Origin of the sequence: Allomuricauda sp. R78024 (assembly GCF_044596045.1) — a bacterium.
GTDB lineage: Bacteria > Bacteroidota > Bacteroidia > Flavobacteriales > Flavobacteriaceae > Flagellimonas.
This window is the reverse complement of record NZ_CP138995.1, coordinates 2,111,397-2,136,963: the sequence shown is the minus strand read 5'-3', so window position 1 is coordinate 2,136,963 and position 25,567 is coordinate 2,111,397. Positions and strand designations below refer to the sequence as shown.

Below are 25,567 nucleotides of genomic sequence, written 5' to 3'. Positions count from 1 at the left end.
AGTGTTTAAACAGAAAGAATTACCGAACTGTAGTTTTTTGGGGATGAATTGTTTTGCTCTATAAACAAAAAACCCAGCAACCTTAAATGAGTTGCCGGGCTTGCACTACGCTACTAAACAAATTAATTACTGAATACTATAATCTTTATAAATGGCTTCTTCAAATGCTACCCAATGAGCTTCAGTCATTCTATCCGGGGTAAACAAGCATATTCCTTTGGCGCCATTCTCCATTGATGCTCTAATTGCATCTCCAATTTCTTCAGGCAAGAGACCATGGTTTTCGGGGTCTTTTTCACTTCCTTTCTTTTCAGGGTTTGGGCAAATAAACAATCCACTATACACTGGCACTCCATTTTTTGCGGCAGCAACTTCTTCTTTTGTCATTTCGCCTACCCATTCTGGACCTTTAAGGTAAAAGTCATTATAGTTCATAGGGTATACAGCATCTAAGTTCCATTTGCCCCAATCTTGTCTTACCAGTTTTTTTGAAATGGTAGGACCCGGAAAGACCGCTGCGTTTATTTTTTTATTCTTAGAATGCGCCACATCAGTTAAGCGGTTGACCATTGTAGTAATTAGATCATATCTAAACTGTTTCCATTCTGCAACTTGGGAAGGGTCTTCAGCTTCTTTGATATCGATTCCAGATTTTGCTTTAAAATCTGATGTACATTCATCACAATAGCAATAATCAAATTGGGGATGTTCTTTATCCATGACCAGTCCATACTTATCCCATAACCCACGAGCCAGTATAACATCAGGAAAACGGATATAGTCCAAGTGTACACCATCCACCTCTTCTAAGTCAGCAATACTTCCATATAAGTCAGATAAAAAATCATAAACTCCTTCTTTACTTGGGCAAAGAAATGTATAGTGAGGAACATACGCTGGTTTTTCCAAAGCAGATTCTCCAAGGCCGTTAACCGCATACCATTCTTCCTTTATCTTGGGGGTTTTGCCCTGCACCATCGTTGGAATCCATGTATGAAACTCCATCCCAGATGCTTTTACCAATTTCCCAACCCTTTTATATGTTTCAGGATCATGCCCGCCATTGTACATTAATCCATCTATGCCCTTTTCTTTAAGGTCAGAAAATTGGGATGCCAATTGTTCATCTGTAGCATCACCAGGTCCTCCAATCCAAGCGTATACAGGAATTTTATTTTTCTCGGTACATGCAGCCAAAGAGAAAACGACCGCCATTAGTATTAGAAACTTATTCATTCTGACCATTTTTTGTGTTATCGGATTTGAATTTAATTAATCTTTTTTAGCTAACATCTTATTCTTAGCTAAACGACATTTCAGTCCATATGAACGCCTAATCTCCAAAGCCATTGCCACTTAGGTTTTTGAAATCGGGGTTTGAAATTTAGTTCCAATATCCTATCACAAATTTTTCTTTTCAATTACATGCAACCCTTTCCATTTTGAAATGTCATTAGGTGGAACAAGTCAAAGTATGATTTGATTCAAATTCATAAATCAAAAAACAAAAACAAATGAAGAAAAAAAAGCAAAGGTATAGACCAATTCGGTTATTGATTGGCTTGTGCCTTTTATTGGGTTCTACTATGGCCCATGCACAAAACAATTTTACCATCAGCGGAAACGTAACGGACAAAATGAACGGGGAAACCCTTTTTGGAACTTCCATTTTCCTTGAGGGAACAACTATTGGAGCCATAACCAATGAATATGGATTTTATTCTATAAGTGCCCCACAGGGTTCTTATACTTTGGTTTTTTCGCATATGGGCTACAAAGAAATAACTATGGAAGTTGTTTTGGACAAAAATCAAAAAATCAATATTGAAATACAGGAATCTTCAACGCAACTTGATGAAGTAGAAGTTACCGCAGAAGAGCCAGAACGTGCAATTTTAAGGAAGCCCGAAATGAGCGTTTCTAAATTGAACATAAAAACGGTTAAGCAGATGCCCGTTGTTTTGGGAGAGGTAGATGTTATAAAATCTTTACAAATTTTGCCTGGTGTTACCAACAATGGTGAAGGATCCAGTGGTTTTCATGTAAGAGGTGGTGCGGTAGATCAAAACCTCGTTTTACTGGATGAAGCCATTATATATAATACATCACACATGTTGGGTTTCTTTTCTGTTTTCAATGCAGATGCCGTAAAAGATCTAAAACTTTATAAAGGCGGTATTCCTGCAAAATTTGGAGGTCGTGTTTCCTCTGTATTGGACGTTAGACAAAAAGATGGCAACAGTAAAAACTTTGCATTAACCGGTGGGGTTGGTATAATATCCAGCAGGCTGGCAGCAGAAGGCCCAATGTTCAATAACAAAGGTTCGTTCCTTGTTGCAGGTAGAGGGTCTTACGCGCATTTGCTTTTAAAATTGGCAGGAGAGAAAAACAGTGTTAGTTTTTATGATCTTAACCTAAAGACCAACTATAGCCTCAACAAAAACAACAAATTATATCTTTCAGGGTATTTTGGGCGTGATGTCTTCGACTTTGATGGATCCTTTAGCAGTAGTTACGGAAATGCTTCCGGTAACTTAAGGTGGAATCATATTTTCAATGATAGATTGTTTTCCAACCTCTCTTTAATTTATAGCAAGTATGATTATGAATTGGGTATTGATGACTTTGATTTTGATTGGATTTCATCCATCAAAAACTACAATGCCAAATACGATTTAAAATATTACTTCAGTGATGCGTTCAAGTTAGATTTTGGAATCAGCACCATAAAGTATGAGTTTGATCCAGGGCAAATAAAACCCACTGGGCCAGATTCTGCCATTAATGAACTACAGTTAGACAAAAAAAGAGCACTTGAAAGTGCTGCATACATTAATGCAGAGCATAGACTAACTGATAAATTAACTGCTCAATACGGAATTAGGTTCAGTCATTTTAACAGAATGGGCGGTCAACCTATATCTGAATATGCCAATGATCAACCATTGGTTTATAACAACGCTTTACAGTTTTACCAGAGGACAGATCCTATTGGTGAAACTACTTTCAAGAAAAGTGAGAGCATCAAAAAGTTTAGCAATTTTGAACCAAGATTGGCTTTGGCGTATCAACTCAATGATTATTCTTCTGTTAAGTTAGGATACTCAAGAGCTGCACAATACATTCATCTTTTATCAAATACATCTTCTGTTACTCCGCTCGATGTTTGGACACCAAGTGGAAAATACATAAAGCCTCAGCTGTCTGATCAATATGCGCTTGGCTATTTTAGAAACTTCAAGGATAAAATGTATTCCTTAGAAACAGAAGTATACTATAAAACCGTTGACAATCGTATTGATTATATAGACGGTTCAGATTTAATTGGAAACAATACCATTGAAACTGAAATCTTAAATGGTGAGTCCAGAGCATATGGGCTAGAAATATTACTACGTAAAAATGAAGGCCCTTTTACTGGTTGGATTTCTTATACGCTATCTAAATCTGAACAAAGAACATTTGGAGGAAATGCAGGAGGGCCAGGAATCAATAATGGAGATTGGTACAACACTCCTTTTGACAGAACTCACGATATCTCGGTAACTGGAGCATATCAATTAAATGATAAATGGAGCTTTGGAACAAATGCCATTTTCCAAACTGGTAGACCTGTAACCTATCCTAACGGGCAATATCAGTATGAGGGCATATCCATTGCCAGTTATTCTGACCGTAACGCTGATAGACTACCGGCCTATTATCGTTTAGATGTTTCCGCAACTTACAAACCAAATAGAAGGCCAGACAAAAAGTGGAAAGGCGAATGGGTATTTGGGATCTATAATGTTTTGAATAGAAAGAATGCTGCGTCCATCTCATTTGGTCAAAACTTTGAAACAGGTGCCAATGAGGCAACACGTACTGCGATCTTCGGAATTGTTCCTTCTGTCACTTATAATTTTAAATTTTAAAACGATGAAACTATATCATAAAATCCTATTCATTACTCTAATATTGATAAGCGCATCATGCACAGATGTTGTTGATGTTGATATTCCAGAAGGTCCTATTAGACTTACCATTGAAGCATCTCTTGATTGGGAAAAGGGGACAACAGGTAACGAGCAGACTATCTTACTTAGTACTTCTACCCCATTTTTTGATAATCAGCAAAATAATGGAGTCACTGGAGCAACAGTGAGGGTAACAAATACCAACGATAACACAGAATTTGTTTTTGAAGACCAGAATAATGGTAGATATACCACATCTTCGTTCATTCCTGTTATTGGCGATACCTACTCGTTAGAAGTTATATACGAGAACGAAAGATATACAGCTACTGAAACTTTATTTCCGGTTACTGATATTTCATCCATTACACAATCCAAAGACCAAGGTGAAGACGATGAAGTCCTTGAAGTAAACGTTTCATTCGTAGACCCTGTAGACGAAGAAAACTATTACTTTTTGCGTTTTCAAGGTCGCATTGATTTATTACCTGAGCTTTTTTACATAAAAGATGAGTTCATTAACGGGAATGAGGCTGATTTTTATTACGAAAAAATAGAAGATGAAGAAGACAATATTGTAGAATTTAAACCAGGAGATATTGTTGACATTGTCTTTTTAAGCGCTTCAGAAGATTATTACAACTACCTGCAACTTTTAATAGAACAGTTTGAAGGGGCAGGAGATCCATTTAGCCCTACACCTGTGGCTTTAGTTGGAAATTGTATAAATGAGGATAATCCCGATAATGTTCCATACGGTTATTTTAGGGTTACGGAAATGGTTAAAAGCAGTTATACGTTTGAGTAATTTTTGTTTTAGGTTGGTTGATCCCAAAGTCTTTTTTTTAGGCTTTGGGATTTTTTTTGTCTACAATGTTTATTCATTTAAAAAAAACAGCATTAACTGTAACATTTGCCATCACCTATTGTCTTTTGGATAGTTTATAAACAAAACACTACTCCAATGCAACCAACCAAAACCGCATTCTGCATTCTTCTATTGTCAGTAATCATTTTTTTAACAGGCTGTAATGACACCAAAAAAACAAAAGTAGCTAAAGCTCCCCTAGAGATTGAAACTGAGTTTCCCATAGGCGGTTTTGCCGACAACAATATTGATTCCCTCTTTATTAAAAAAATGGAGGATTCCATTAAAACAGGAATTTATCCAAACATCCACAGTGTTTTAATCCTTAAAAATAAAAAGTTGGTTTACGAAAACTACTTCAAGGGCAAGGATGAACTATGGGGGGATGATTTAGGAATAATTGATCATCATAAAGATAGTTTGCATGATGTGAGAAGTATTTCAAAAAGCATAGTTGCAGCTTGTATTGGCATTGCATTAAAACAAGGAAGGATTGATAGCTTGACGCAAAGCGTTTTTGACTTTTATCCAGAACACAAAAAATATGATACCGGTTTACGTTCCCAAATTACCATTGAAACCTTACTAACTATGACCACAGGGATGGAATGGAATGAAAATGTTCCCTACACTGACCCAACAAATAGTGAAATTCTTATGACTTCTAGTGATGACCCCATAGAATTTGTACTTAGTAGGCCAATAATAAACATTCCTGGAGAAGTCTGGGAGTATAATGGTGGTACCACGCAACTGCTTGCATCTATAATTGAAAGAACAAGTGGGCTGAACGTTCATGAATTTGCAAAGAAATATTTGTTCTCACCTCTGGGCATTGAGAATTCTGAGTGGACTCATTTTCCTGATATTAATCTACCTGCAGCAGCATCGGGCCTCAGACTGACATCCAGAGATTTAATGAAGTTTGGAATGCTATATGCCAATGGAGGTCAATGGAACGGAAAACAGATACTATCAAAAGATTGGGTACATACATCCAAACAGCCGCATATTTGGTTTGGTAGAAACAACAATGTAGGATATGGGTACCAATTTTGGATATTTAAGGCCATAACTATCAATGAAAATCAAAATCATTTGATTCCAACTGCAGTTGGTAATGGTGGCCAACGAATATTCATTGACGAAAAAAATGATTTGATAGTTGTAATCACCGCTGGCAATTATAATAATTGGACATTGAAAAAAGATTCCGAAGCATTGGTGGCAGATTTTATATACCCAGCAATAGCTCAGCCATAAAAATGGCTAACAATAAATCAAGAAATAAAATACGTTTGTACTTGTAAGAAAAACATGCTAAACATGCCGTTTTTATTAACAAATCTCATTTAACCATCAGTTTAACCAATTCATTACCAGATTTTTACTACATTAGATAACTGAGATATTCATTATTAACATCCCCCACTCTTTCTCGGTTTGTTCCCCTTTTAAGTAGACTCTTACTTGCATTTGCGTAAGTTGGCTCATGATGTTTGAAATTAAGCAAGTTATGTAGTACGCTTTACGAGTAGCTGATTCAACTTAATATCAACCTATAAATCTCAAACATTATGAAAAAAGTATTTCTATTGAGCATTGTCGCATGTCTCTTCATTGCATGTCTGCCTAAAGGGCCAGAACGGTACACTCAAAACTCACCCGAAATTGATACGATTAAAAAATTGATTGCCAATTATGACAGTAAGGCTTTTGATACTAGTATGTATGCGGACACCTCAAAAACGTACTATAATACAAAAGATAATCCCATGTCTCCTAACGAAACTATGGACTATCACAAACAGACGGATGCCAATTATTCCAGTAGAAGCTTTCAAAAAGAAGATCAAGAATATGAAATGGTAGTTACCGATGATGGGGAAACTTGGGTAAACTGCTGGTTAGATTGGAAAGGAACTTTGGCTGCCAACAACAAGGAGGTTACAATTCCTATTCATTTGACCTATCAATTTGTAGAAGGAAAAATTGTGCGAGAAGTAGGGTATTGGGATCCTTCAGAAGTTGTATTGACACTGCAACAAATTGAAGCCGAAGCCAAAATGGCCGAAGAAAATGCATCAGAAGAATAACTACTATAAATTAATTACAACTAAAACAAGTTTATTTTAGTAGGGGCATAAAAATGCCTCTACTTTTTTATGTCCAACTTAATTATCCAATAAGCACAATGAAGTTAAAAAAATCACTGATCATTGCCCTAATACTCGGAGCAATGGGTCTAGTTGCATGGGAATTATATTGGCGATCCCAAGGATTCACTTCATCAATTGATGACAATGATGCCCTTTGGGCACAAGAACGTTCTAAAGTTGATAATCTGTCTAAAGAAGACGTTGTTCTTATTGGCTCTTCCAGGGTTCACTTTGATATCCAATTGGACGTATGGAAAAAAATGCTTGGAAATAAGCCAGTACAATTGTCATCTGGGGGCTGTTCTCCTTTGCCATTTTTTCATGATGTTGTTAACACCTCTCCCTTTAATGGTACAATTGTACTAGGTGTGACTCCTGGATTATTTTTTTCAACTACCTACCCAGAGGCTCCACCTTGGGCTTGGCCTCAAGCTAGAGTAGATCATTTTCATGATCGCACCTATGCACAACGTATAAATCACAAACTATCAATCCCTCTTCAAAGTTCTTTAGCATTTATAAGTGAGGTTGAAGGTGTTGATGGCCTCAATTTAAAAGAACTATTGGGCAAGGTGAAAATTGGTAACCGAACTTTTGATCCAATGCCTCCGTTTCACTCTTTTGAAAACATACGGCTCGATAGAAATGTTCGGATGAAAAAACGCATGGAAACTGACACAACTTTTGCAAACACCGTAAAAAATGTATGGCAATTTTTTATGTCGGGTGAAGGACCACCTCCAGATAAAGAATCAACTATGGCTTTTTTTCTTGAAGATTTAAAAAAATTTAAAGAAAAAGGCGGTACTGTAATCCTGTTGCGTTGTCCATCTATGGGCTACTTAAGGGATTTTGAAAACAACGTTACACCCAGAGGCAAATTTTGGGAAGAATTGGTGGAAAAAGCTAATGTGAAAGCCTATCACTTTGAAGATTACCCCCAATTGCAAGGGTTTCATCTACCAGAATGGTCGCATCTATCTGCACGAGATGCCGATATCTTTACCAAAGAATTTATCAAAATCATGAAATCTGATAGTATATTGTAATAAAAGAAATGACTACATGAACCTAAAGCAATCATTTTTAATAGCAATTATACTTGGCCTAATAGGATTAGCTGCATGGGAAGCATATTGGCGTTCCAAACCAGATTATTATAAGGCCAATTTGGAAGACGATAGATATTTATGGGCAGAGCACCGAGCAAAGGTAGAATCAGCTACCGAGAGGGATATTGTTATTATTGGTTCTTCTAGAACCGCGTTTGATTTTAACACCCATGTTTGGGAAGAGACCCAAGGTATTAAACCTATTAACCTCGCAACTGACGGCAAACCGCCATTGGTATTCTTCGAAGACATTGTTGAAAATACTAATTTCAATGGAACCTTAATCTTGGGAATCACCCCACTCCTTTGCTTCTCGCCAGGAGTGGAACAAAGAAATTTAGAGGCCAAAATATGGGTAAATCATTATCACAACCAAACCTATGCTCAAAAACTAGGTTTTTGGGTTTCAAAACCCTTAGAACGTCATTTGGTGATGCTGACATCATCAGAGCTGGAGTTTTACAATGACCTCGATTTAAAATCACTTCTAAAAACAATTCATATCGCCACAGATGAGCGACCTGACAACCGTTTTAAACTTTTAAAGTTTAGCGCTAATGATGAGGATAGAAATTTGATTATGTTCCCTTTAATGGTAACAAAGCCTGAGTTTGCAGAGAAAGTGCAAAAGGTTTGGAATTCCTTCTTGCCCCATATTCCAGATTATGAAATCATTAAAGACGGGATTCCAGCCATTCTTAAAAAATATGAAGTAGCAGCAAAAAAATTCCAAGAAAGAGGAGGTAAACTTATCCTGATCAGACATAAGGCGGAGAACGGATGGAACAAGCACACAAAAAGAATACTGCCAAAAAGTATGGTATGGGACAAATTTGTTCAACAAATGAATTGTCCTGCTTACCATTTTGAAAATTATGACTTTATGTCCAAACCTACCTTGCCAGATTGGTCACATATGAATGCTGAAGACTCAAAAACATACACCAAAGCCTTGGTAAACAAACTAATAGAAGATAACCTTTTACAAAAAACCAACTAAAATATGTTATTCAATTCTCTAGGATTTATCGTCTTCCTGACGGTAGTATTGATTCTATATTATGCTCCTTTATTCAATTGGACGCAAAAAAAACTAATGCTCCTACTGGCTAGCTATGTCTTTTATGGCTTATGGAACCCTCCTCTAATTTTACTTTTATGGATTTCCACCATGGTAGATTGGACAGCAGGTAACAAATTGGCCAAAGAAGAACGGCCAAAAGTTAGAAAACTGTGGTTGCTATTGAGTATGGTGGTCAACCTTGGTTTTTTAGCCTTCTTTAAATACGGAGATTTTCTGTTGGAAAACTTTGTATTGCTTTCCAATAGTGTTGGTTGGGATTTTCAAGCCAAACCTATGGATATCATCCTACCAATGGGTATTTCGTTCTATACTTTTCAAACTATGTCCTACACCATAGACATTTACAAGAAAAGAATTGGCCCTGCCAAAACCTTTTTAGACTTTGCTCTGTATGTAACGTTCTTTCCACAATTGGTGGCAGGACCAATTGTTAGGGCAAAGGATCTAATCAGTCAATTTTATGAAGCCAAAAAAGCTACCGCAAAGCAATTTATTTGGGGATTGTTTTTACTCACCATTGGTTTATTTCAAAAAGTGGTGCTGGCAGATACTTTATTATCCAGTACATCGGATACCATTTTTGGTTCAAAGGAAATTCTAAACTTTTGGGATGCTTGGTCTGGAACACTTGCCTTTTCAGGACAGATATTTTTCGATTTCGCCGGGTATTCAACCTGTGCTATTGGTATCGCCTTAATGCTTGGTATTGTTCTTCCCGATAATTTCATGTTTCCCTATGCTTCTATTGGATTTCGTGACCTATGGAAACGTTGGCATATTTCACTCTCCAGTTGGCTTCGGGATTACCTATATATTCCCCTGGGTGGTAATCGGTTTGGTATTACAAGAATGTACGTTGCCTTGATGCTCACCATGTTGTTGGGCGGACTTTGGCATGGCGCGGCTTGGACCTTTGTTGTTTGGGGTGCATTACACGGCACTTATCTTATAGTGGAACGACTTCTTAAAAATGTATTTACCGTTAAACTAAACGCATGGAATGGGATTCTGTTAGCCTTATTGACCTACACCTTGGTTAATTTTACCTGGGTGTTTTTTAGGGCAAGAGAATTTTCAACTGCTAAAAATATGATTGCCTCCATGCTTTTTATGAATGATGAAGGTGCTAAGATATTAGGTCTTTTTGATATTTTAAAAGTATTTATCGTGGTAATAATACTCTTTATATGCCATTGGTTAATGCGCAATACCAACATGAAAACGGTAAGTAAAAAAACCCCAGCGTGGTTATTGGGTGTATGTTGGGCAGCGATGTTTTTTCTTATCTGTATTGCACAAGGCAGTGGAGAACAATTTATTTATTTTCAATTTTAACGTGAAAATAGTCTTCAAAAATGGGGTTTTAGGTGAGCTTAAAAAAGCAGCTCGCAAAGAATCCCATCTTTTAATTTAATACGTATCTTAACTCCCCTTAAAACTTCTTAAATCAATCGCTTTGAAAACATCTTTAAAAGGCATTATCGTTCTGTTGTTTTTAGGCCAAATTGCACTTGGTCAAACAAAATCCAATCTTGAACTTATCGATATTTTTAACATGGAATATGTTTCGGATCCGCAAATCTCTCCGGATGGAAACAAAATTATCTATGTCCGAAACTTTAAAGATGTCATGACCGACAAGAATCTTTCTAATTTATGGATGGTAAATTTTGATGGTTCCAACAATCGCCCTTTGACCACAGGAAACCAAAATGATTTTTCCCCAAGATGGTCCCATGATGGAAAGAAAATAGTTTTTATGTCTAATGGTGAGGATAGTAAAATGAAACTATATCTTATGTGGATGGATACTAGGGAGACCGCTCCATTGACCAATACACCAAAAGCTCCTGGACAAGTTTCTTGGTCGTATGATAACCGCTACTTGGCATTCAATATGTTTGTGCCAAAAAAAGAAGAATCTATAGTAAAAATGCCCGCAAAACCTGAAGGCGCTAAATGGAACAAGCCTCCTACCTATATTAACAAACTAAATTACCGTGGAGATGGTCAAGGTTATATCAAAGGAGGTAACATGCAGCTCTTTACACTACCAATAACTGGAGGTACACCAAAACAACTAACAAATACGGCGTATGACCACGGTACACCAATTTGGTCAAAAGATGGTAGCAAACTATATTTTTCGGCTAATTTTAATCCTGATGAAGCTTTTGAACCAAACAATAGTGAGATATATGAGTTGAATTTGGCAGATAATAAAGTAATGGCACTTACCAATAGATATGGCCCGGACCAATCACCTGCCTTATCACCTAATGGAACAAAAATTGCTTATTTGGGCCTTGATGACAAATTGCAAGGGTATCAATTGAATGAGCTTTATGTTATGGATGTCTCTGGAGCTAATTCCCAGCAAATATCCAATGGTTTTGATAGAAACATTGCTAATATTCAATGGGCAAAAGACGGAAAAGGCCTGTATTTTCAGTATGATGATAAAGGGGATACTAAAATTGGCTATATGACCCTTTCTGGATCCGTCACCGACAAAGTTGACGGCTTGGGAGGATTGTCTTTAGGTAGACCATATAACGCAGCCACATATACTGTTTCCAGCACAGATAGATTGGCATATACTTTGGGCGGCACCCAACATCCAGCAGATTTAGGAATTTACGACAAAAAAGGTTCCAAAAGAATCACTTTTGTCAATGACGATTTATTCTCATTTAAAAACCTGGGGAATGTAGAAGAAATCTGGTGGGAGTCATCCTATGACCAAAGGAAAATTCAAGGTTGGGTTGTAACACCACCTAATTTTGACCCTTCTAAAAAGTATCCTTTCATTTTAGAAATTCATGGAGGTCCCTTTGCTAGTTATGGTTCCGTATACTCAGCAGAAATCCAAGCGTACGCAGCAGCAGGTTATGTAGTGCTATACAGTAATCCAAGAGGGAGTACGAGTTATGGTGAAGAGTTTGGCAACTTGATACACCATGATTATCCTAACCACGATTACGAAGATTTAATGTCCGGTGTAGATGCAGTAATTAAAAAAGGCTACATAGACGACAAAAACCTTTTTGTTACCGGTGGTAGCGGTGGTGGCGTATTAACAGCATGGATTGTTGGTAAAACAGATCGCTTTAAAGCAGCTGTAGTGGCTAAACCGGTAATTAACTGGACAAGCTTTGTTCTTTATGCGGATGGCGCTGCTTTTTTCTCTAAATATTGGTTTGGTAAAAAGCCTTGGGAGGATCCAGAGAACTATTTTAGACGTTCTCCCCTATCCTATGTGGCCAATGTTACAACGCCGACTATGTTGCTCACTGGTGAAGAAGATTATAGAACTCCAATTGCTGAGTCAGAACAGTTTTATACTGCCTTAAAACTTGAAGGTGTGGAAACCGCAATGGTTCGTATTCCAGGTGCTTCTCACGGTATTGCAAATAAACCAAGTAATCTTATTGCAAAGATTGCCAGTATTTTGGCTTGGTTTGAGAAGTATAAAAAAACTGAATAACCAAATAAACGGTTTTCAAATAAATTCGAAAACTATTTTTCTAGTCTTGTATAACTTCATGCCAATGCATGAAGACCATAGTGTTTTCTAAAATTAAATTTCCAAAATGTACATTCCCCATTATTATAAAAACGAAAACTTAACGGAAGTCAAAGATTTCTTGCTTCATAACAGTTTTGGTATTTTGGTAAACCAAGTTGATGGAAAACCTTGGGCTTCCCATATTCCTTTGGAACTGGATAAAGACAATAAGGGAAAAGATATTCTGGTGGGTCATATAGCAAAAGCTAACCCTCAAGGAAAAGCTTTTGATGCTAGTACGGAAGTCCTATGTATTTTTAACGGTCCTCATGCTTATGTATCTTCTTCTTGGTATAAGGAAGAGGAAGTGCCTACTTGGAATTATATAGCTGTGCATGTATATGGAAAATTGAAAATTCTTGACGAAGACGAAACCATGGCATCTCTTCACAAATTGGTGGATAAGTATGAAAAGGGCTCTATAAATCCTATTTCCCTTCATGATATGTCTCCTAAAACCCTAAGACAGGTTAAAGGAATAATAGGTTTTCAGATTGAAATCACGGACATTCAAGCTGCATTTAAACTTTCGCAAACACGGGTTGAAGACCATCCCAAAATCGCTTCAGAACTTGCAGAGATACAGGATGCCGGTAGTCAAGCGATTGCACAAAAGATGGGTGATTCCAAAGACTGAAAAATTAATTACTCATTGTCTTGATACTTAGTATCTGCCCAGTTAGAATAGCGTGGGTTATCTACATGCATAATCCAAATTTCATCCGTATACTTACCTTTCATTTGTGAACGGTAAGCAGCATAGGCATCTTCGTTTTCTTGATATTTTGCCAGATACACGTAGTTAAGGTTGTTATCAGGGTTTTTGAATGATTCTACATTTAAGCCTTTAGCTTTAAGTTTTTCCATAAAGCTTTTTAAGTAACGTTCATTTTTAAAAACATTGGCTACAATGTAATGCCCTTTTCCCACTCCATCTAAATTGATGAATTTTTCAATTGGTTTAAAGGCTCCTCCTGTAAAAGCTCCGTTCTCTTTCTTCTTCTCTGTCTTCCGTTGTATTTTTTTGGTGTTTGAATTTTCGGCCAAACTCGTTGTTTCAAAAGTTTTGGCAATGGAATCTAAATCCTCATTTTTTGCCAAATACAATTTTTGCGCGTTGGCCTCAATATCAGGTAAGTCGTTATCCGTCTTGCGCTTTACCATACGCATCACCATTTCAAAACGTTTTTCTAAATCGCGCTGTCTATTTTGTTCCAATGAATCCATTTTAAAAATCAATTCACTGATTACTGCGTAGTTATCATCTTGTTGAGCTTTTAAGGTTTTAACCTGCTCTTCCCAAAAAGCTAAATCTTCCTTATTTGTTGGCCTTAGCGTAGTTTCAGCATTCAGTTTGTTCTTTTTTGATTTTTTACTCTCCTTGATATCAGCCACAAAAGTTCCTTCTATAGGTTTCTGTGTAGACCCTTCCTCATTAGAAGCTAATGTGTTTCTTGTGAGTGACGGAACAAAAGAGAATGCAATGGAAATCTCATGGGTTACCCCTAAATCAATAAGATTGTTATTTAAGTTCTTTTCAAAATTGTAACCGAATGAAAGTCTTCTGTTCAAATTAAACCCTGTTCCCGCGGAAGCTCCATACAACTGGTCGTACCCACCTTGAATCCATCCCAATTTGGGCAAATCCAAAATAAGACCTCCTCCAAAAATTGGGTCTTCATCCCCTTCAAACCGAGCTCTTGCCAGAGGAAGTAATCTTCCATCCTCAAAAATCCCAGCACCGTTTTCAAACTCATGGGCAAATTGGATATGTCCCGAAAACGTCTTTTCGTTAAAATCGGTCAAGGATTTTCCAGATTTAATGTTGTAATCAACTAAATTTTGCGCAAATACCCCAAAATCAAACTTTCCTAAAGAAAGATTAAGTCCTGGTTGAAATGATATAATGGAATTCTGTGTTGCATCGTTCAATAAAGGGTCATCATCCAAAGCAATAGCCCTATCTGGATCAAAACTACTTACATAGTAAGGAATGTTAACTCCAAAGCTAAGGTTGCTTTTTTGACCTAATTGAATACCATGAGAATAGTTGGCCATAACGCCCAGATTAGAAATAACACCTTCTTGTTGATTATAGAGGCTAACTCCCATACCAACGCGGTCATTAATCTTACCACTATAGCTTAAAAAGTAATTTTGGTTGTTGTCGTTAAAATCAGAGCCTTGACTTCTATGAAAAAGGTTTACATATGACTTATCCTCTCTTACTGCAGAGAAAGTAGGATTAATCAAAAACCTATTGAATTTTAATAAGTTCTGGAAAGGCACATCATAGCTGACATACGGATTGTTCTCCTGCGCGTTTACTTCGCCGAAAAACAAACATGGTATAATAAGATAGAAAATCCGTTCAAAACGGAACAGACTGATGGCTTTGCAAAATAGGGGTAGTTTTACGTCCATAGCTAAATGGTGTTTGTAGGTTAAATAACCTGAGGGAACCAGGTATGTTTTTTATGTCTAGTCTCATTAGCAAGATTTGGGATGCTTGTAAGAGTTTTACTATTAACTTTAATGTAATAATACGTTTTTTATCGGCAAAAACCCAATTTTATCGTTAAAACACAGGGTTTGCCTGATTATAAACGTAATTAATCAAAAAAAATTGGCTGTTTTCTCCTAAAAAAAGTATTCTTGATAGATTTACTTTCCTACAAATTCTTCTTGATTTCTCCCTATTTTTGTTCTTCATAACCATTTTTTTGCCACATATTATGAGTGGGTTACCTAAAATAGTTCCCTTTTCTGAAGTTTATAGCAGTGCATTTAAAACTTTAAATGAAGAATGGATAACCAAATACTTTAAGATGGAGGAAATGGACCAAGTTTCACTCAACCATCCCAAGGAATACATTTTGGACAAGGGAGGTTATATTGCTGTTGCCTTACTTAATGAAGAGCCTGTAGGAGTATGCGCTTTAATAAAAACTACTTATGAAGGGTTTGATTATGAACTGGCAAAAATGGGAGTCTCTCCCAAAACTCAAGGTAAAGGCATAGGGAAACTTTTGGGCAACCATATCATAGAAAAAGCAAAATCCTTAGGGGCAAAAAGAATATTTCTGGAGAGTAACAGGGTATTAAAACCTGCTATTAGTTTATATCTTAAATTAGGATTTACAGAAATTGTAGGGGCCACTTCTCCTTATGAGCGCAGTGATATTCAAATGGAACTTAACCTTAAGAATCAGTAACACCACATATTCATAGAGATACACTCGCAGTAACTATTTACAATCAATTCCTGTATTGATATCAACATAAGTGCCCACATTGATTTCAATTGCTAAATTTTCATATCTCGTTAAAAATGAGTATATTATAGAATTCACTTTATAAATTTTTTAGCCATGGGAACTGTAAAGGATTTAAACAAATGGGCCAACTCCCATACGTATTACCCGCTAGATTTAATACGTGTAGCTCTTGGAGTTTTTCTTTTTTTAAAGGGTGTTGAATTTATGACCAATCATGAACAGATGGCCGAAGTGGTGAGGCCATTTCAAGAAATGCCGGGCGGTATGCTTCTTCTGCACTATATAGCACCCGCTCATTTTGTTGGAGGGTTTTTAATCGTTGTTGGTTTATTGACCAGATGGGCAGTATTTGCCCAGTTACCTATTTTATTTGGTGCTATTTTAACCAATTTCATGGGAGAAATGAACACCTCTAATTTAATCTTGGCAACAATAGCCATATTGGTTTGCATTTTTTTCTTGGTCTATGGGTCTGGAAAACACTCTGCAGATTATTATCTAAAAATGCAAAAGTAACTTTAGCCTTGGACTATAGGTTATCCAACTGATTACTTTTACCATCATTGCTTATAGTCCAAAAGAAACCTACAAAAAAGAAACTGTCAGCGGCCGGTCTAATAGTCTGCCTGTCAAAAACACCGTCCATATTTGGAGTGTTTGCGTATTGATAATTATTGATGTTATTAAATCCAAGAACATTGCTCACAGAAAAGTATAGGATTTTTTGTTGATCAATTAAATAGGCCCAGTTAAAGCTCACATTGTTGAAAGCTTTGGTCTTTTCGGCCAAAAATTCCGATGTATTGGGATTATCATATGGTCTTCCTGAGCCATAAGAATATGAAAGCCCTACTTGTGACCTTAGTTTTTCTACCCAATACTTGGTAACAACGGATAAATTATGCTTTGGCGCAAAATTAGGGGTTGCTCTTTCTTCAAAGTTTCTATAATCCCTCTCAGTATTCAAATAGGAATAGGAAACCCAGTAATCCAAGGATTTAATACTTTTATTATCTCTCCAGAATATGTCTAATCCAGAAGCATATCCGCTACCCGAATTCTCAAAAGTGGAATCGAATTGCGGTAACTCCGTGTCATATTTTATCATATTATCATAATCCTTATAATAAGCCTCTGCCCTAAAAGTTTTACCATCTCCAACATATTGATAGTTTAATATATAATGAGATGTTTTTTCAGAATCTACAGGTTGTCCAAACTTGACAACCTCTGTCAATGGATTTTGATAAAAGTCACCATACGCCAATGAAAATTGGCCTTTGTCACCAGGTTTATATGCTAGAGATACTCGAGGTGAAATTGTAAAATCTTCAAGCAATGAACTATGCTCTCCTCTTATTCCTAACTTCATGGCAAACTGGTTGCTTAAAAAGATGTCTGTTTCAGCAAACCCAGCCCATAGCTTGTCTTCATAATTGCTCTCAAAAACAAAACCATCAGGAGCACTAAATGTCTCATCATAGTTAGTTATAAAAAACTCCGAACCAAAGTTCAGATTAAACCTGCTGCTAAAGATTTTTTTGGCCTTAATCTTTATATGAGAAGCCGTTTCTTTAGTATCAATATCATCTTGTTGTAACCCAATGTCATTGGTATCCCAGGAAACAGCGGCTCCTGAAGTCAAGCTCCAATCATTATCAAAAAAGTACTTATATGATGAATTAAAATATAGGTTGTTGTTCTTCAATTTAAACTGTACAAAATCTTCAAAATTGATATCCTCCTGCTCTATATCCAAATTGGCATAGTTAAAACCTGAATAGAGTTTAAACATACTTTTATCCCCCTTGCTTCTAAATACAGCTTCCCCAGCTAAGGACTCATAAGGGCTATTCCACCTTACCCCTTGGTTAGAAGGTATAAGGGATTCATAAGGTGCAAGATTTATGTAAGATGTATTTATGCTTAAAGACTGATCGCCCCAAATTTTTGTATGCCCGAGTCCCCCGCCAACGGACATAATGGAAATATCTGTTTTTTCTTGAACGGGAACATCTGTGGTATTCAATAACAACACACTGGATAATGCTTGTCCATATTCTGCCGAGTACCCTCCGGTACTAAAAGTAATTCCCTTAAAAAGGAATGGGGAAAACCGTCCCCTTGTTGGAATATTATTAGCTGTTGCATTAAACGGTTGAAAAACCCGTAAGCCATCTATAAACACCTGGGTCTCACCTGCTTCACCACCACGAACAAAAAGTCTTCCGTCCTCATTTACAGATGTTGTACCCGGTAAAGTTTGTAATGCCGCTACAAAATCGCCAACAGCACCAGCAGTTGTAACAATATCCAATGGTTTTAATACGGAAACTTTGGAATTATCACCAGCTTCAAAAGTACCAGCGGTCAAAGTTACTCCGGTCAAAGCATTTATCGATTCTACTAAACTGATTTTGATATCTTTAAAATAGGTGATATCACCAATTTCATAATGGGGGTCATAAGATAACATAGAAACTACTAAAGTTTGAGTTCCCGTTTCTGTGCTTTCAAAATTGAACTTACCATTCTCATCAGTAGAGGCTCCATCATACGTACCTTCTAAATATACATTGGCTCCTGCAATTGGATTGTTCTTTGAATCTGTGACAACTCCTGAAACTGTTGTTTGTGCTACTAAAAAACTGAAATTAAATAAAGTGATAAGTAAAAAAAGTTGGTTTTTCATGACTGTTCGTTATTTGATGCCACAAAAATGCCTCTATGTGTTTTGCCGCACCAATCAACAATGCTCAACTGTGGATTTTTAATGATGAATTGTTCATCCATTTTTAAATCACAATTCAGTCCAAAAAAATGACACTTCGGTAGATTGAAATTTTGAAACAAACAGCTTTGTAGGAGATTTGGGGTATCAATAACATCAAAAACAATCATTATGAAAACTGTAACACTAACGTTAGCTCTTATCCTAGTAAGCTTTTTAAGTAACGCACAAGAAGCCACCAGTACCAACATCAAAGTTGCTATTAACAATATTACCAGTAATGAAGGTAAGGTAATGGTCAGCCTGCATACTGCCGATACATTTATGAAAGGACCTGGTATCCAGAATTTAGAAGGTACTATTGAAAACGGAGCTGTATCCTTCACTTTTGAAAATGTACCTCAAGGGACCTATGCAATCATGGCGCTGCATGATGCAAATGAAAATCGTAGAATGGATTTTGAGGAAAACGGAATGCCAAAAGAAAGCTACGGACTATCTGGTAATGCAATGTCCTCTGGACCACCTAATTTTTCAACAGCAAAATTTGAAACTAATGGAGAAAATTTAGAATTTGAAATTAGATTCTAACACACAATAATTCATCAATCAAATAAAGGGCTTGCCATTGGCAAGCCCTTTTCATTTTGTCCTATGCCCATTAAACGTTACATTTAGTTACTTGTTTACCAACCATTTTAAACCAATACTATCAAACAACTCAACCACATAATTCTTATTATGTGCTTGGCATTCAATACTGTCCAGGCACAGAACAAGCATCTTGACAGCTTACTGACTGTTTGGGAAGATACTTCTAAACAGGACACTATTAGATTAGAAGCTGGGTATGATGCTTTTATTTTACGTTTTCGACAAAATCTGGATTCTGCCCGGACATTCGGTAAAAAAATGCTTGAGTTTTCTCAAGAAAACAAAAACTTAAAATGGGAAGCTACTTCCACTCGATTAGTTGGAAATACGTACGCCGTTCAAGGAAAACTTGAAGATGCATTAGTATGGTTCAATAGAAGTTTGGTTCTTTCCCAAAAGTTGGAAAGTCAAAAGGATATTGCTGTTACTTTGAGTAATATAGGAACAATTCATTATGAAATAGGAAATTATACGCAATCCATATCATTCTTGTTGGAAGGGCTTAAGATTTCTGAAGAACTTGATGACAAACCAGCATTGGCACGTGTAACCAATAATCTTGGCAACGTATTTATTGAGCAAAAGAACAATGAAAAAGCTCTCGAGTATTATTTATATAGTTTAAAACTTAAAGAGGAACTTGATAATCCTAGATCACTACCTGCCGCCTATAACAATATTGCTCTTGTCTATGGCAATCAAAAAAAGTATGACCAATCATTCCAATACCTAATGAAAAGTATTGAGACCGCAGAAAAAGTCGATGATAAAATATCCTTGACCCGAGCTTATGCCAATATAGGTTCATTGTATAATGAAAAAGGAAATTACAAAAAAGCACTTGACTTTTTAAATAGGAGTTTACGCATAAAACTTGAAATTCAGGATAATGAAGGTCTTGCTACAACATATCTATATCGTGCTAAAACCTATTTAAATCAGAAAAAATACCAGCTGGCTAAAAGAGATTGTGCGGAAAGTCTAGCCAGAGGAGAAGAAATGGGTGCCCTTTTGGTTCAAGAAGAAGCCTGCGAATGTCTTAGCTTGGCGTGGGAAGGGTTAGGAAACACAAATAAGTCACTAGAATTTTATAAAAGATTTACTACGCTCAAAGATTCTTTGTTCAATAAGAACAGAACAGAGGAAATCACTCGAAATGAGTTACAATATCAATTTGAAAAGGAACAATTGGCAGATAGCATTGCTTTTCATAGAAAGCAAACAGCACAACAAGTTGCTTTTGAACGTGATTTAAATAAACAGCGTACAAAATTCTATGTTTTTCTTTTCGGTGGACTTGGTATATTGCTTTTTGGCATTATCTATTGGCGTTCCCGACAAAAAACACAAGAATTAAAGAAGGAACGTGACGTAGTTCAAAAACTAAAGCAAGTAGACCAATTAAAAGATCAATTCCTCGCTAACACTTCTCATGAACTAAGAACACCGCTGGTAGGCATAATTGGTTTAACTGAATCCTTAAAAGATGGTATTGCAGGTAAGCTTCCAAAGGTTGCATTAGAAAATCTGGATATGATTGCCAATAGCGGAAAACGGCTTTCACATTTGGTAAATGATATTTTGGATTTTTCAAAACTCAAAAACAAAGACCTCATCCTTTCTCAACGCCCTGTTGACATCTATGCCCTTTCAACAATTGTACTGCAATTGTCCGACCCAATGATAAAGGATAAAAAAATAAAACTTATCAATTCAATTCCAAAAGAAGTGCCTTTGGTGAATGCAGATGAAAACAGGTTGCAACAGATTATGCACAACTTAATTGGAAATGCCATTAAATTCACCCAAAAAGGATATGTAACGCTTCTTACCGAAACAAAAAAGGATATGCTTTCCGTATCAGTTTCTGATACCGGTATTGGTATTCCAAAAGACAAGTTAGAGACCATTTTTAATTCTTTTGAGCAAGCGGATGGCTCCACACAAAGAGAATTTGGCGGAACTGGACTAGGCCTTTCTGTAACAAAACAACTTGTGGAACTTCATGGTGGGACTATAGATGTTACATCCGAAGAAGGTAAAGGTTCCATTTTTTCTTTCACGCTGCCCATTAGCAACGAAAAGCGAGATGACATTAAAGAAAAGAATTACACCTCATCAGATTTTGTGCATACACTCAGTGCTTCTAAAGAAGATTTGATGCCCGCTAAACAAAAATTGAAATCCAATGATGAAGCTCTTAAAATACTTATTGTTGATGATGAACCCGTCAACAGACGGGTATTGGAGAATCATTTAACAGTAGCGGGCTATGATGTTACCGAGGCTAGTTCTGGAAAGGAAGCTTTAAAATTATTACAAGAGCAAACTTCTTATAGCCTAGTGCTTCTTGATGTGATGATGCCAGGTATTTCTGGATATGAAGTATGCGAAAAAATAAGAGAACAATTTAGTGCCTGTTATTTGCCCATAATTCTTCTTACTGCCAAGAATACGGTTAATGAACTTGTAATTGGGTTTAATTCTGGCGCTAATGATTATTTGACCAAACCCTTCTCCAAGAATGAATTATTAAGTAGAATTAAAATACATATCAATCTAAATACTATTCACAGGGCCACTTCAAAATTTGTTCCTTCTGAATTTGTGAAATCTGTGGGCAAGGAATCCATTACAGATGTTAGACTTGGTGACCATATTGAAAAAAAGGTAACGGTACTGTTTTCAGACATCCGAGACTATACTTCTCTTGCCGAAGATATGACCCCTGAACAGAATTTTAAGTTCGTAAACGCATATGTAGGTCGCATGGGGCCATTAATACGAGAGAATGAAGGTTTTGTTAATCAATACTTGGGTGATGGTATAATGGCCTTGTTTCCATACCAAGCGGAGCATGCCTTAGATGCCGCTATTGAAATGCAAAGAACTCTTTCCTTATATAACAAGAGACGGGTAGAAGAAAAAGGATATAAACCATTATCTGTTGGTATGGGCCTTCATACAGGTCCTTTAATTATGGGGATTATTGGAGACGTCAATAGAAATGACCCCGCTGTTATTGCAGATACGGTAAACAGTGCCGCAAGGGTCGAGGGGGTGACTAAGTATTATGGAGCCAATATCATTATTAGTGAGAATTCTTTAAAATCGATGAAAGATTCATCTGGTTTTAACTTTAGGTATTTAGGAAAGGTTAAGGTAAAAGGTAAACAAAAGGCTATTGGCATTTATGAATGTATTGATGGTGATAGTGTTGATAGCATTTCCTTAAAATTGAAAACTCTTTCAAACTATAACAATGGTGTAAGCTTGTTCTTTGACCATCAGTTTATTGAAGCTGCCAAGGCATTTAAAAAAGTATTGACCAAAAACCCCAATGACCAGGTTACACAATACTTTCATCAACAAGCCAAAAAATATGCTAAATCTGGAGCTCCTAAAGATTGGCAATCCGTAACGGTAATGGATCAGAAGTAATTGGTTTTAGTAAATAGTGAAAAAGAGGCTTTTTAAATCTCTCTAGATATACGCTCATGAACTTTTCTACCTTCTGCCACCACTATCTCAATGATTTCCTCAATATCTTTTCTAGAAGTTCTAAAGTTTACAATACAACTCCTCAAGCAATACTTTCCATCAACAATGGCATTGGATAAAAACACTTTACCTCCTCGCTGTAATTCATTGACCAGGGTTTCGTTTAATTGGTTTAAATAGGCATCCTTATCTTCAATTTTATCTGAAATATTCAAAGGCACATACCTAAATGTGGTAATGCTTAAACTCTGTAAGGTAGCTTCAAGTTCGTCATGCGCCGCTGCTTTTTCAAATAACAGTTCAGACAGCTGTATATCTTCTTTTATCATTTTTGCATATCCCTTCTTTCCTACCTGTTGCAACATCAACCACACCTTTAAAGCTCTAAATCCTCTTGAGTTTTGAAGTCCATATTCATAAAAATTCTGCTCTGCATGTTCATTGCTAAAATTGTAATATTCTGGATGAGAGCTATAGGTATCAACTAAATGCTTAGGATTCTTTACCAAAGTACAACCAGCCTCTAAAGGACTATACAGCCATTTATGAGGATCTATTGCGATAGAATCAGCTTCTTTAATACCTTGGAATACTTCTTTTAGCTCGGGAATAATAGCAGCTGGAACTCCATATGCACCATCTATGTGAAACCATAGGTCATAAGATTTGGAGATTGTAGCCAATGCTTCCAAATTATCCACGGTTCCTGTACTTACATCTCCCGCAGTACCTGCTACCATAAAAGGTTTATGTCCCGCATTTAAATCCTCTTTTATTGCAGATTCCAATGCATTAACGTCCATCTTGTTGCTTTCATCTGTTTCAATCCACCTAACAGATTTGGTTCCGTGACCAAATAGAATTGCCGCTTTTTCAATCCAAGTATGGGTCGTTTTAGAACAATACACTACCATTTTTTGAACATGCGCAAGACCTTCTTCTTTAAGTTCTTTAGGGGCTTTTGCAGTTCTTGCGGCTAGAAAAGCTGTGAAATTTGCCATATTCCCTCCACTGACAAAAATTCCGCCATATGTAGATGGAACACCAATGAACTCGCATAACCATTGTATGGTTTGCTTTTCAATTTCTGTGGCCACAGGACTCAGAATATACGCACCAACATTTGGATTCACCGTAGCAGCCAACAAATCGCTCAATGCACCTATTGGAGCTGGTGATGAAGTTATGTATCCCATAAATTTGGGATGCCCATTGAATAGGGAATGGTCAAATAACTGTGTGGTAGTTTTAGATATTAGCTCTGAAACAGAAGTGCCATTCTCCGGCAACTCCCTATCCCCTATTAAACTGCGAACTTGTTCAGGATTTTCTGCAGTTGTTACAGGTCTTTTCCCAATAGCGGCATTGAAGTCCGTTATCCTATCAATTAAGCGATATCCACTTTCCTTGAACTCTTGTTCACTTATCTCTATAGGGTTAATTCTATTTTTGGTCATTGTTGATATTTATCAAATTAAAAATATGATTTACTAGCTGATTATATGGTCTGTATATTGTTTATCTTTTTAGGATTCTTGAAATTCTTTCCAAATCCGCTTCATCAGTATATCAACTGATGGAATATCATTAATATGCCCCACGCCTTCCCCAGCATACATTCCAATCTCCGTTACTTTACCTTCCATACTGGTGTTAGGTGTTGCTAATTGGTATCTGGTTATCTTTCCTTCACCAGTTTTATAGGTTACCAAAACATCATCTTCACCGGGCCTACTTCCAGTTTGAGGACATCCTGCAGCTTCCCACATTTCAAAAGTTTTATTTCTGATTATGCGATGTGTAGCATTTTCCCAACCTTTATTTAAGCACACGGTAAACACCGTGTCATCTGCGGTTGCTTTAGTAAGTGCTTCTTTATATTCTGGATGCGCTCCACTTTCCTTTGTAGCCACAAACCTAGACCCCATTACTACACCTGCAGCACCCATTTTCATATATTTTTTCATATCACTACCTGTTGCTATTCCTCCTGAAGCAACAACCGGAATATCTCCTGCAACTTTTAAAACCCTCTCTAATGCATTAGCCAAAGGTCTTGATGCATGTACATGACCTCCGGCCTCGGTACCCTGGCATACCAAATAATCTGCCCCTGCCTCAAGTGCGGCCAGAGTGCTTGCTTCACTGGTCACTTGAATTCCCAAAACAATTCCAGCTTTCTTAATTTTTGCTACAATAGCTGGATCGGGTATTCCCCATGAGAACTGAATAATTTTAATTCCAGCATCAATTGTTTCGTCCAAGGCTTCTGGCTCCCATTGCAAAACAAAATTTGCGAAGAATGAACCCTTGGTTTCCTTTTTTACAGCATTGATCCTTTTTGTGCTACCCTTTGGACTGGTCCACGTCAATGGTAGAGCTCCGAGTCCCCCAGATGAAGCAACTGCCGCTGTTAATGCAGTTGTAACTGCTCCACCCGTAGGTGCTTGGATAATAGGGTATTTAATATTCAATAGCGATAATAAGTGTTCCGTCTTTTTAGAAAATTCGAATGATTTAGGGAAGATGGGTTCTTCTTTTCCATCATTGGAAGTTTCTGAGAATGCAATCATTGGAAAAGCTGTCATTGCAGCACTTGTAGCTACGCTTTTCCCTATAAATTTTCTACGGGAAAGGTTTTTGTTTTTCATTGTTT

Annotated in this window: 18 protein-coding genes; 13 read left to right on the top strand and 5 right to left on the bottom strand. The window is 36.9% G+C overall.

Annotated elements, in window-relative coordinates:
* Positions 1 to 126: 126 nt before the first annotated feature.
* The gene (locus SJY44_RS09450; protein ID WP_298925119.1) at positions 127 to 1,236 is read right to left on the bottom strand and encodes a hypothetical protein; all 1,110 of its coding nucleotides are present in this window, start codon (positions 1,234 to 1,236) and stop codon (positions 127 to 129) included.
* Between the two features lie 278 nt (positions 1,237 to 1,514).
* On the opposite strand from SJY44_RS09450, the gene SJY44_RS09445 reads away from it, so the two are divergent.
* The 9 genes from SJY44_RS09445 (at position 1,515) to SJY44_RS09405 (ending at position 13,384) form a co-directional block, all read left to right on the top strand.
* Positions 1,515 to 3,914: a TonB-dependent receptor domain-containing protein gene (locus tag SJY44_RS09445; RefSeq protein WP_396589522.1), complete on the top strand. Its 2,400-nt coding sequence runs from the start codon at positions 1,515 to 1,517 to the stop codon at positions 3,912 to 3,914.
* A 4-nt stretch (positions 3,915 to 3,918) separates the two neighbouring features.
* Positions 3,919 to 4,764, top strand: a complete 846-nt coding sequence (locus SJY44_RS09440) for a DUF4249 domain-containing protein (protein WP_396589521.1) — start codon at positions 3,919 to 3,921, stop codon at positions 4,762 to 4,764.
* A 156-nt stretch (positions 4,765 to 4,920) separates the two neighbouring features.
* Positions 4,921 to 6,087, top strand: a complete 1,167-nt coding sequence (locus SJY44_RS09435) for a serine hydrolase domain-containing protein (protein ID WP_396589520.1) — start codon at positions 4,921 to 4,923, stop codon at positions 6,085 to 6,087.
* A 314-nt stretch (positions 6,088 to 6,401) separates the two neighbouring features.
* Positions 6,402 to 6,920 carry a nuclear transport factor 2 family protein gene (locus SJY44_RS09430; protein WP_396589519.1) on the top strand — a complete coding sequence of 173 codons (519 nt, stop codon included), beginning with the start codon at positions 6,402 to 6,404 and terminating at the stop codon, positions 6,918 to 6,920.
* A 98-nt stretch (positions 6,921 to 7,018) separates the two neighbouring features.
* Positions 7,019 to 8,032 carry a hypothetical protein gene (locus tag SJY44_RS09425; protein ID WP_396589518.1) on the top strand — a complete coding sequence of 338 codons (1,014 nt, stop codon included), beginning with the start codon at positions 7,019 to 7,021 and terminating at the stop codon, positions 8,030 to 8,032.
* A gap of 16 nt (positions 8,033 to 8,048) precedes the next feature.
* Positions 8,049 to 9,095, top strand: coding sequence for a hypothetical protein (locus SJY44_RS09420; RefSeq protein ID WP_396589517.1), 1,047 nt, complete (start codon positions 8,049 to 8,051; stop codon positions 9,093 to 9,095).
* Between the two features lie 96 nt (positions 9,096 to 9,191).
* Complete coding sequence (locus tag SJY44_RS09415; protein WP_396589516.1) at positions 9,192 to 10,514, top strand: MBOAT family O-acyltransferase; 1,323 nt, start codon at positions 9,192 to 9,194, stop codon at positions 10,512 to 10,514.
* A gap of 121 nt (positions 10,515 to 10,635) precedes the next feature.
* A complete protein-coding gene (locus tag SJY44_RS09410) occupies positions 10,636 to 12,666 on the top strand; it encodes a S9 family peptidase (RefSeq protein ID WP_396589515.1) in 2,031 nt (676 codons plus the stop codon).
* A 106-nt stretch (positions 12,667 to 12,772) separates the two neighbouring features.
* A complete protein-coding gene (locus SJY44_RS09405) occupies positions 12,773 to 13,384 on the top strand; it encodes an FMN-binding negative transcriptional regulator (protein WP_396589514.1) in 612 nt (203 codons plus the stop codon).
* Between the two features lie 8 nt (positions 13,385 to 13,392).
* Here SJY44_RS09405 and SJY44_RS09400 read toward each other — a convergent pair whose 3' ends face one another.
* Complete coding sequence (locus SJY44_RS09400; protein ID WP_396589513.1) at positions 13,393 to 15,171, bottom strand: type IX secretion system membrane protein PorP/SprF; 1,779 nt, start codon at positions 15,169 to 15,171, stop codon at positions 13,393 to 13,395.
* 311 nt (positions 15,172 to 15,482) lie between these two features.
* Here SJY44_RS09400 and SJY44_RS09395 point away from each other — a divergent pair, with 311 nt between their 5' ends.
* Both SJY44_RS09395 and SJY44_RS09390 read left to right on the top strand, forming a co-directional pair.
* Complete coding sequence (locus SJY44_RS09395; RefSeq protein ID WP_396589512.1) at positions 15,483 to 15,962, top strand: GNAT family N-acetyltransferase; 480 nt, start codon at positions 15,483 to 15,485, stop codon at positions 15,960 to 15,962.
* A gap of 156 nt (positions 15,963 to 16,118) precedes the next feature.
* A complete protein-coding gene (locus tag SJY44_RS09390) occupies positions 16,119 to 16,541 on the top strand; it encodes a DoxX family protein (protein WP_396589511.1) in 423 nt (140 codons plus the stop codon).
* Between the two features lie 13 nt (positions 16,542 to 16,554).
* Here the strand turns inward: SJY44_RS09390 and SJY44_RS09385 are convergent, their stop codons facing one another.
* A complete protein-coding gene (locus SJY44_RS09385) occupies positions 16,555 to 18,717 on the bottom strand; it encodes a carboxypeptidase-like regulatory domain-containing protein (protein WP_396589510.1) in 2,163 nt (720 codons plus the stop codon).
* Between the two features lie 210 nt (positions 18,718 to 18,927).
* Between SJY44_RS09385 and SJY44_RS09380 the strand changes: the two genes are divergently transcribed.
* A complete protein-coding gene (locus tag SJY44_RS09380; RefSeq protein ID WP_396589509.1) occupies positions 18,928 to 19,347 on the top strand; it encodes a DUF2141 domain-containing protein in 420 nt (139 codons plus the stop codon).
* 150 nt (positions 19,348 to 19,497) lie between these two features.
* Complete coding sequence (locus SJY44_RS09375) at positions 19,498 to 22,851, top strand: tetratricopeptide repeat protein (protein WP_396589508.1); 3,354 nt, start codon at positions 19,498 to 19,500, stop codon at positions 22,849 to 22,851.
* A gap of 32 nt (positions 22,852 to 22,883) precedes the next feature.
* On the opposite strand, the gene SJY44_RS09370 is transcribed toward SJY44_RS09375, so the two are convergent.
* Positions 22,884 to 24,368 (bottom strand): pyridoxal phosphate-dependent decarboxylase family protein, encoded by a 1,485-nt coding sequence (locus tag SJY44_RS09370; RefSeq protein WP_396589507.1) that lies wholly within the window; start codon positions 24,366 to 24,368, stop codon positions 22,884 to 22,886.
* A gap of 69 nt (positions 24,369 to 24,437) precedes the next feature.
* Positions 24,438 to 25,562, bottom strand: coding sequence for an NAD(P)H-dependent flavin oxidoreductase (locus SJY44_RS09365; protein WP_396589506.1), 1,125 nt, complete (start codon positions 25,560 to 25,562; stop codon positions 24,438 to 24,440).
* Positions 25,563 to 25,567 lie beyond the last annotated feature (5 nt).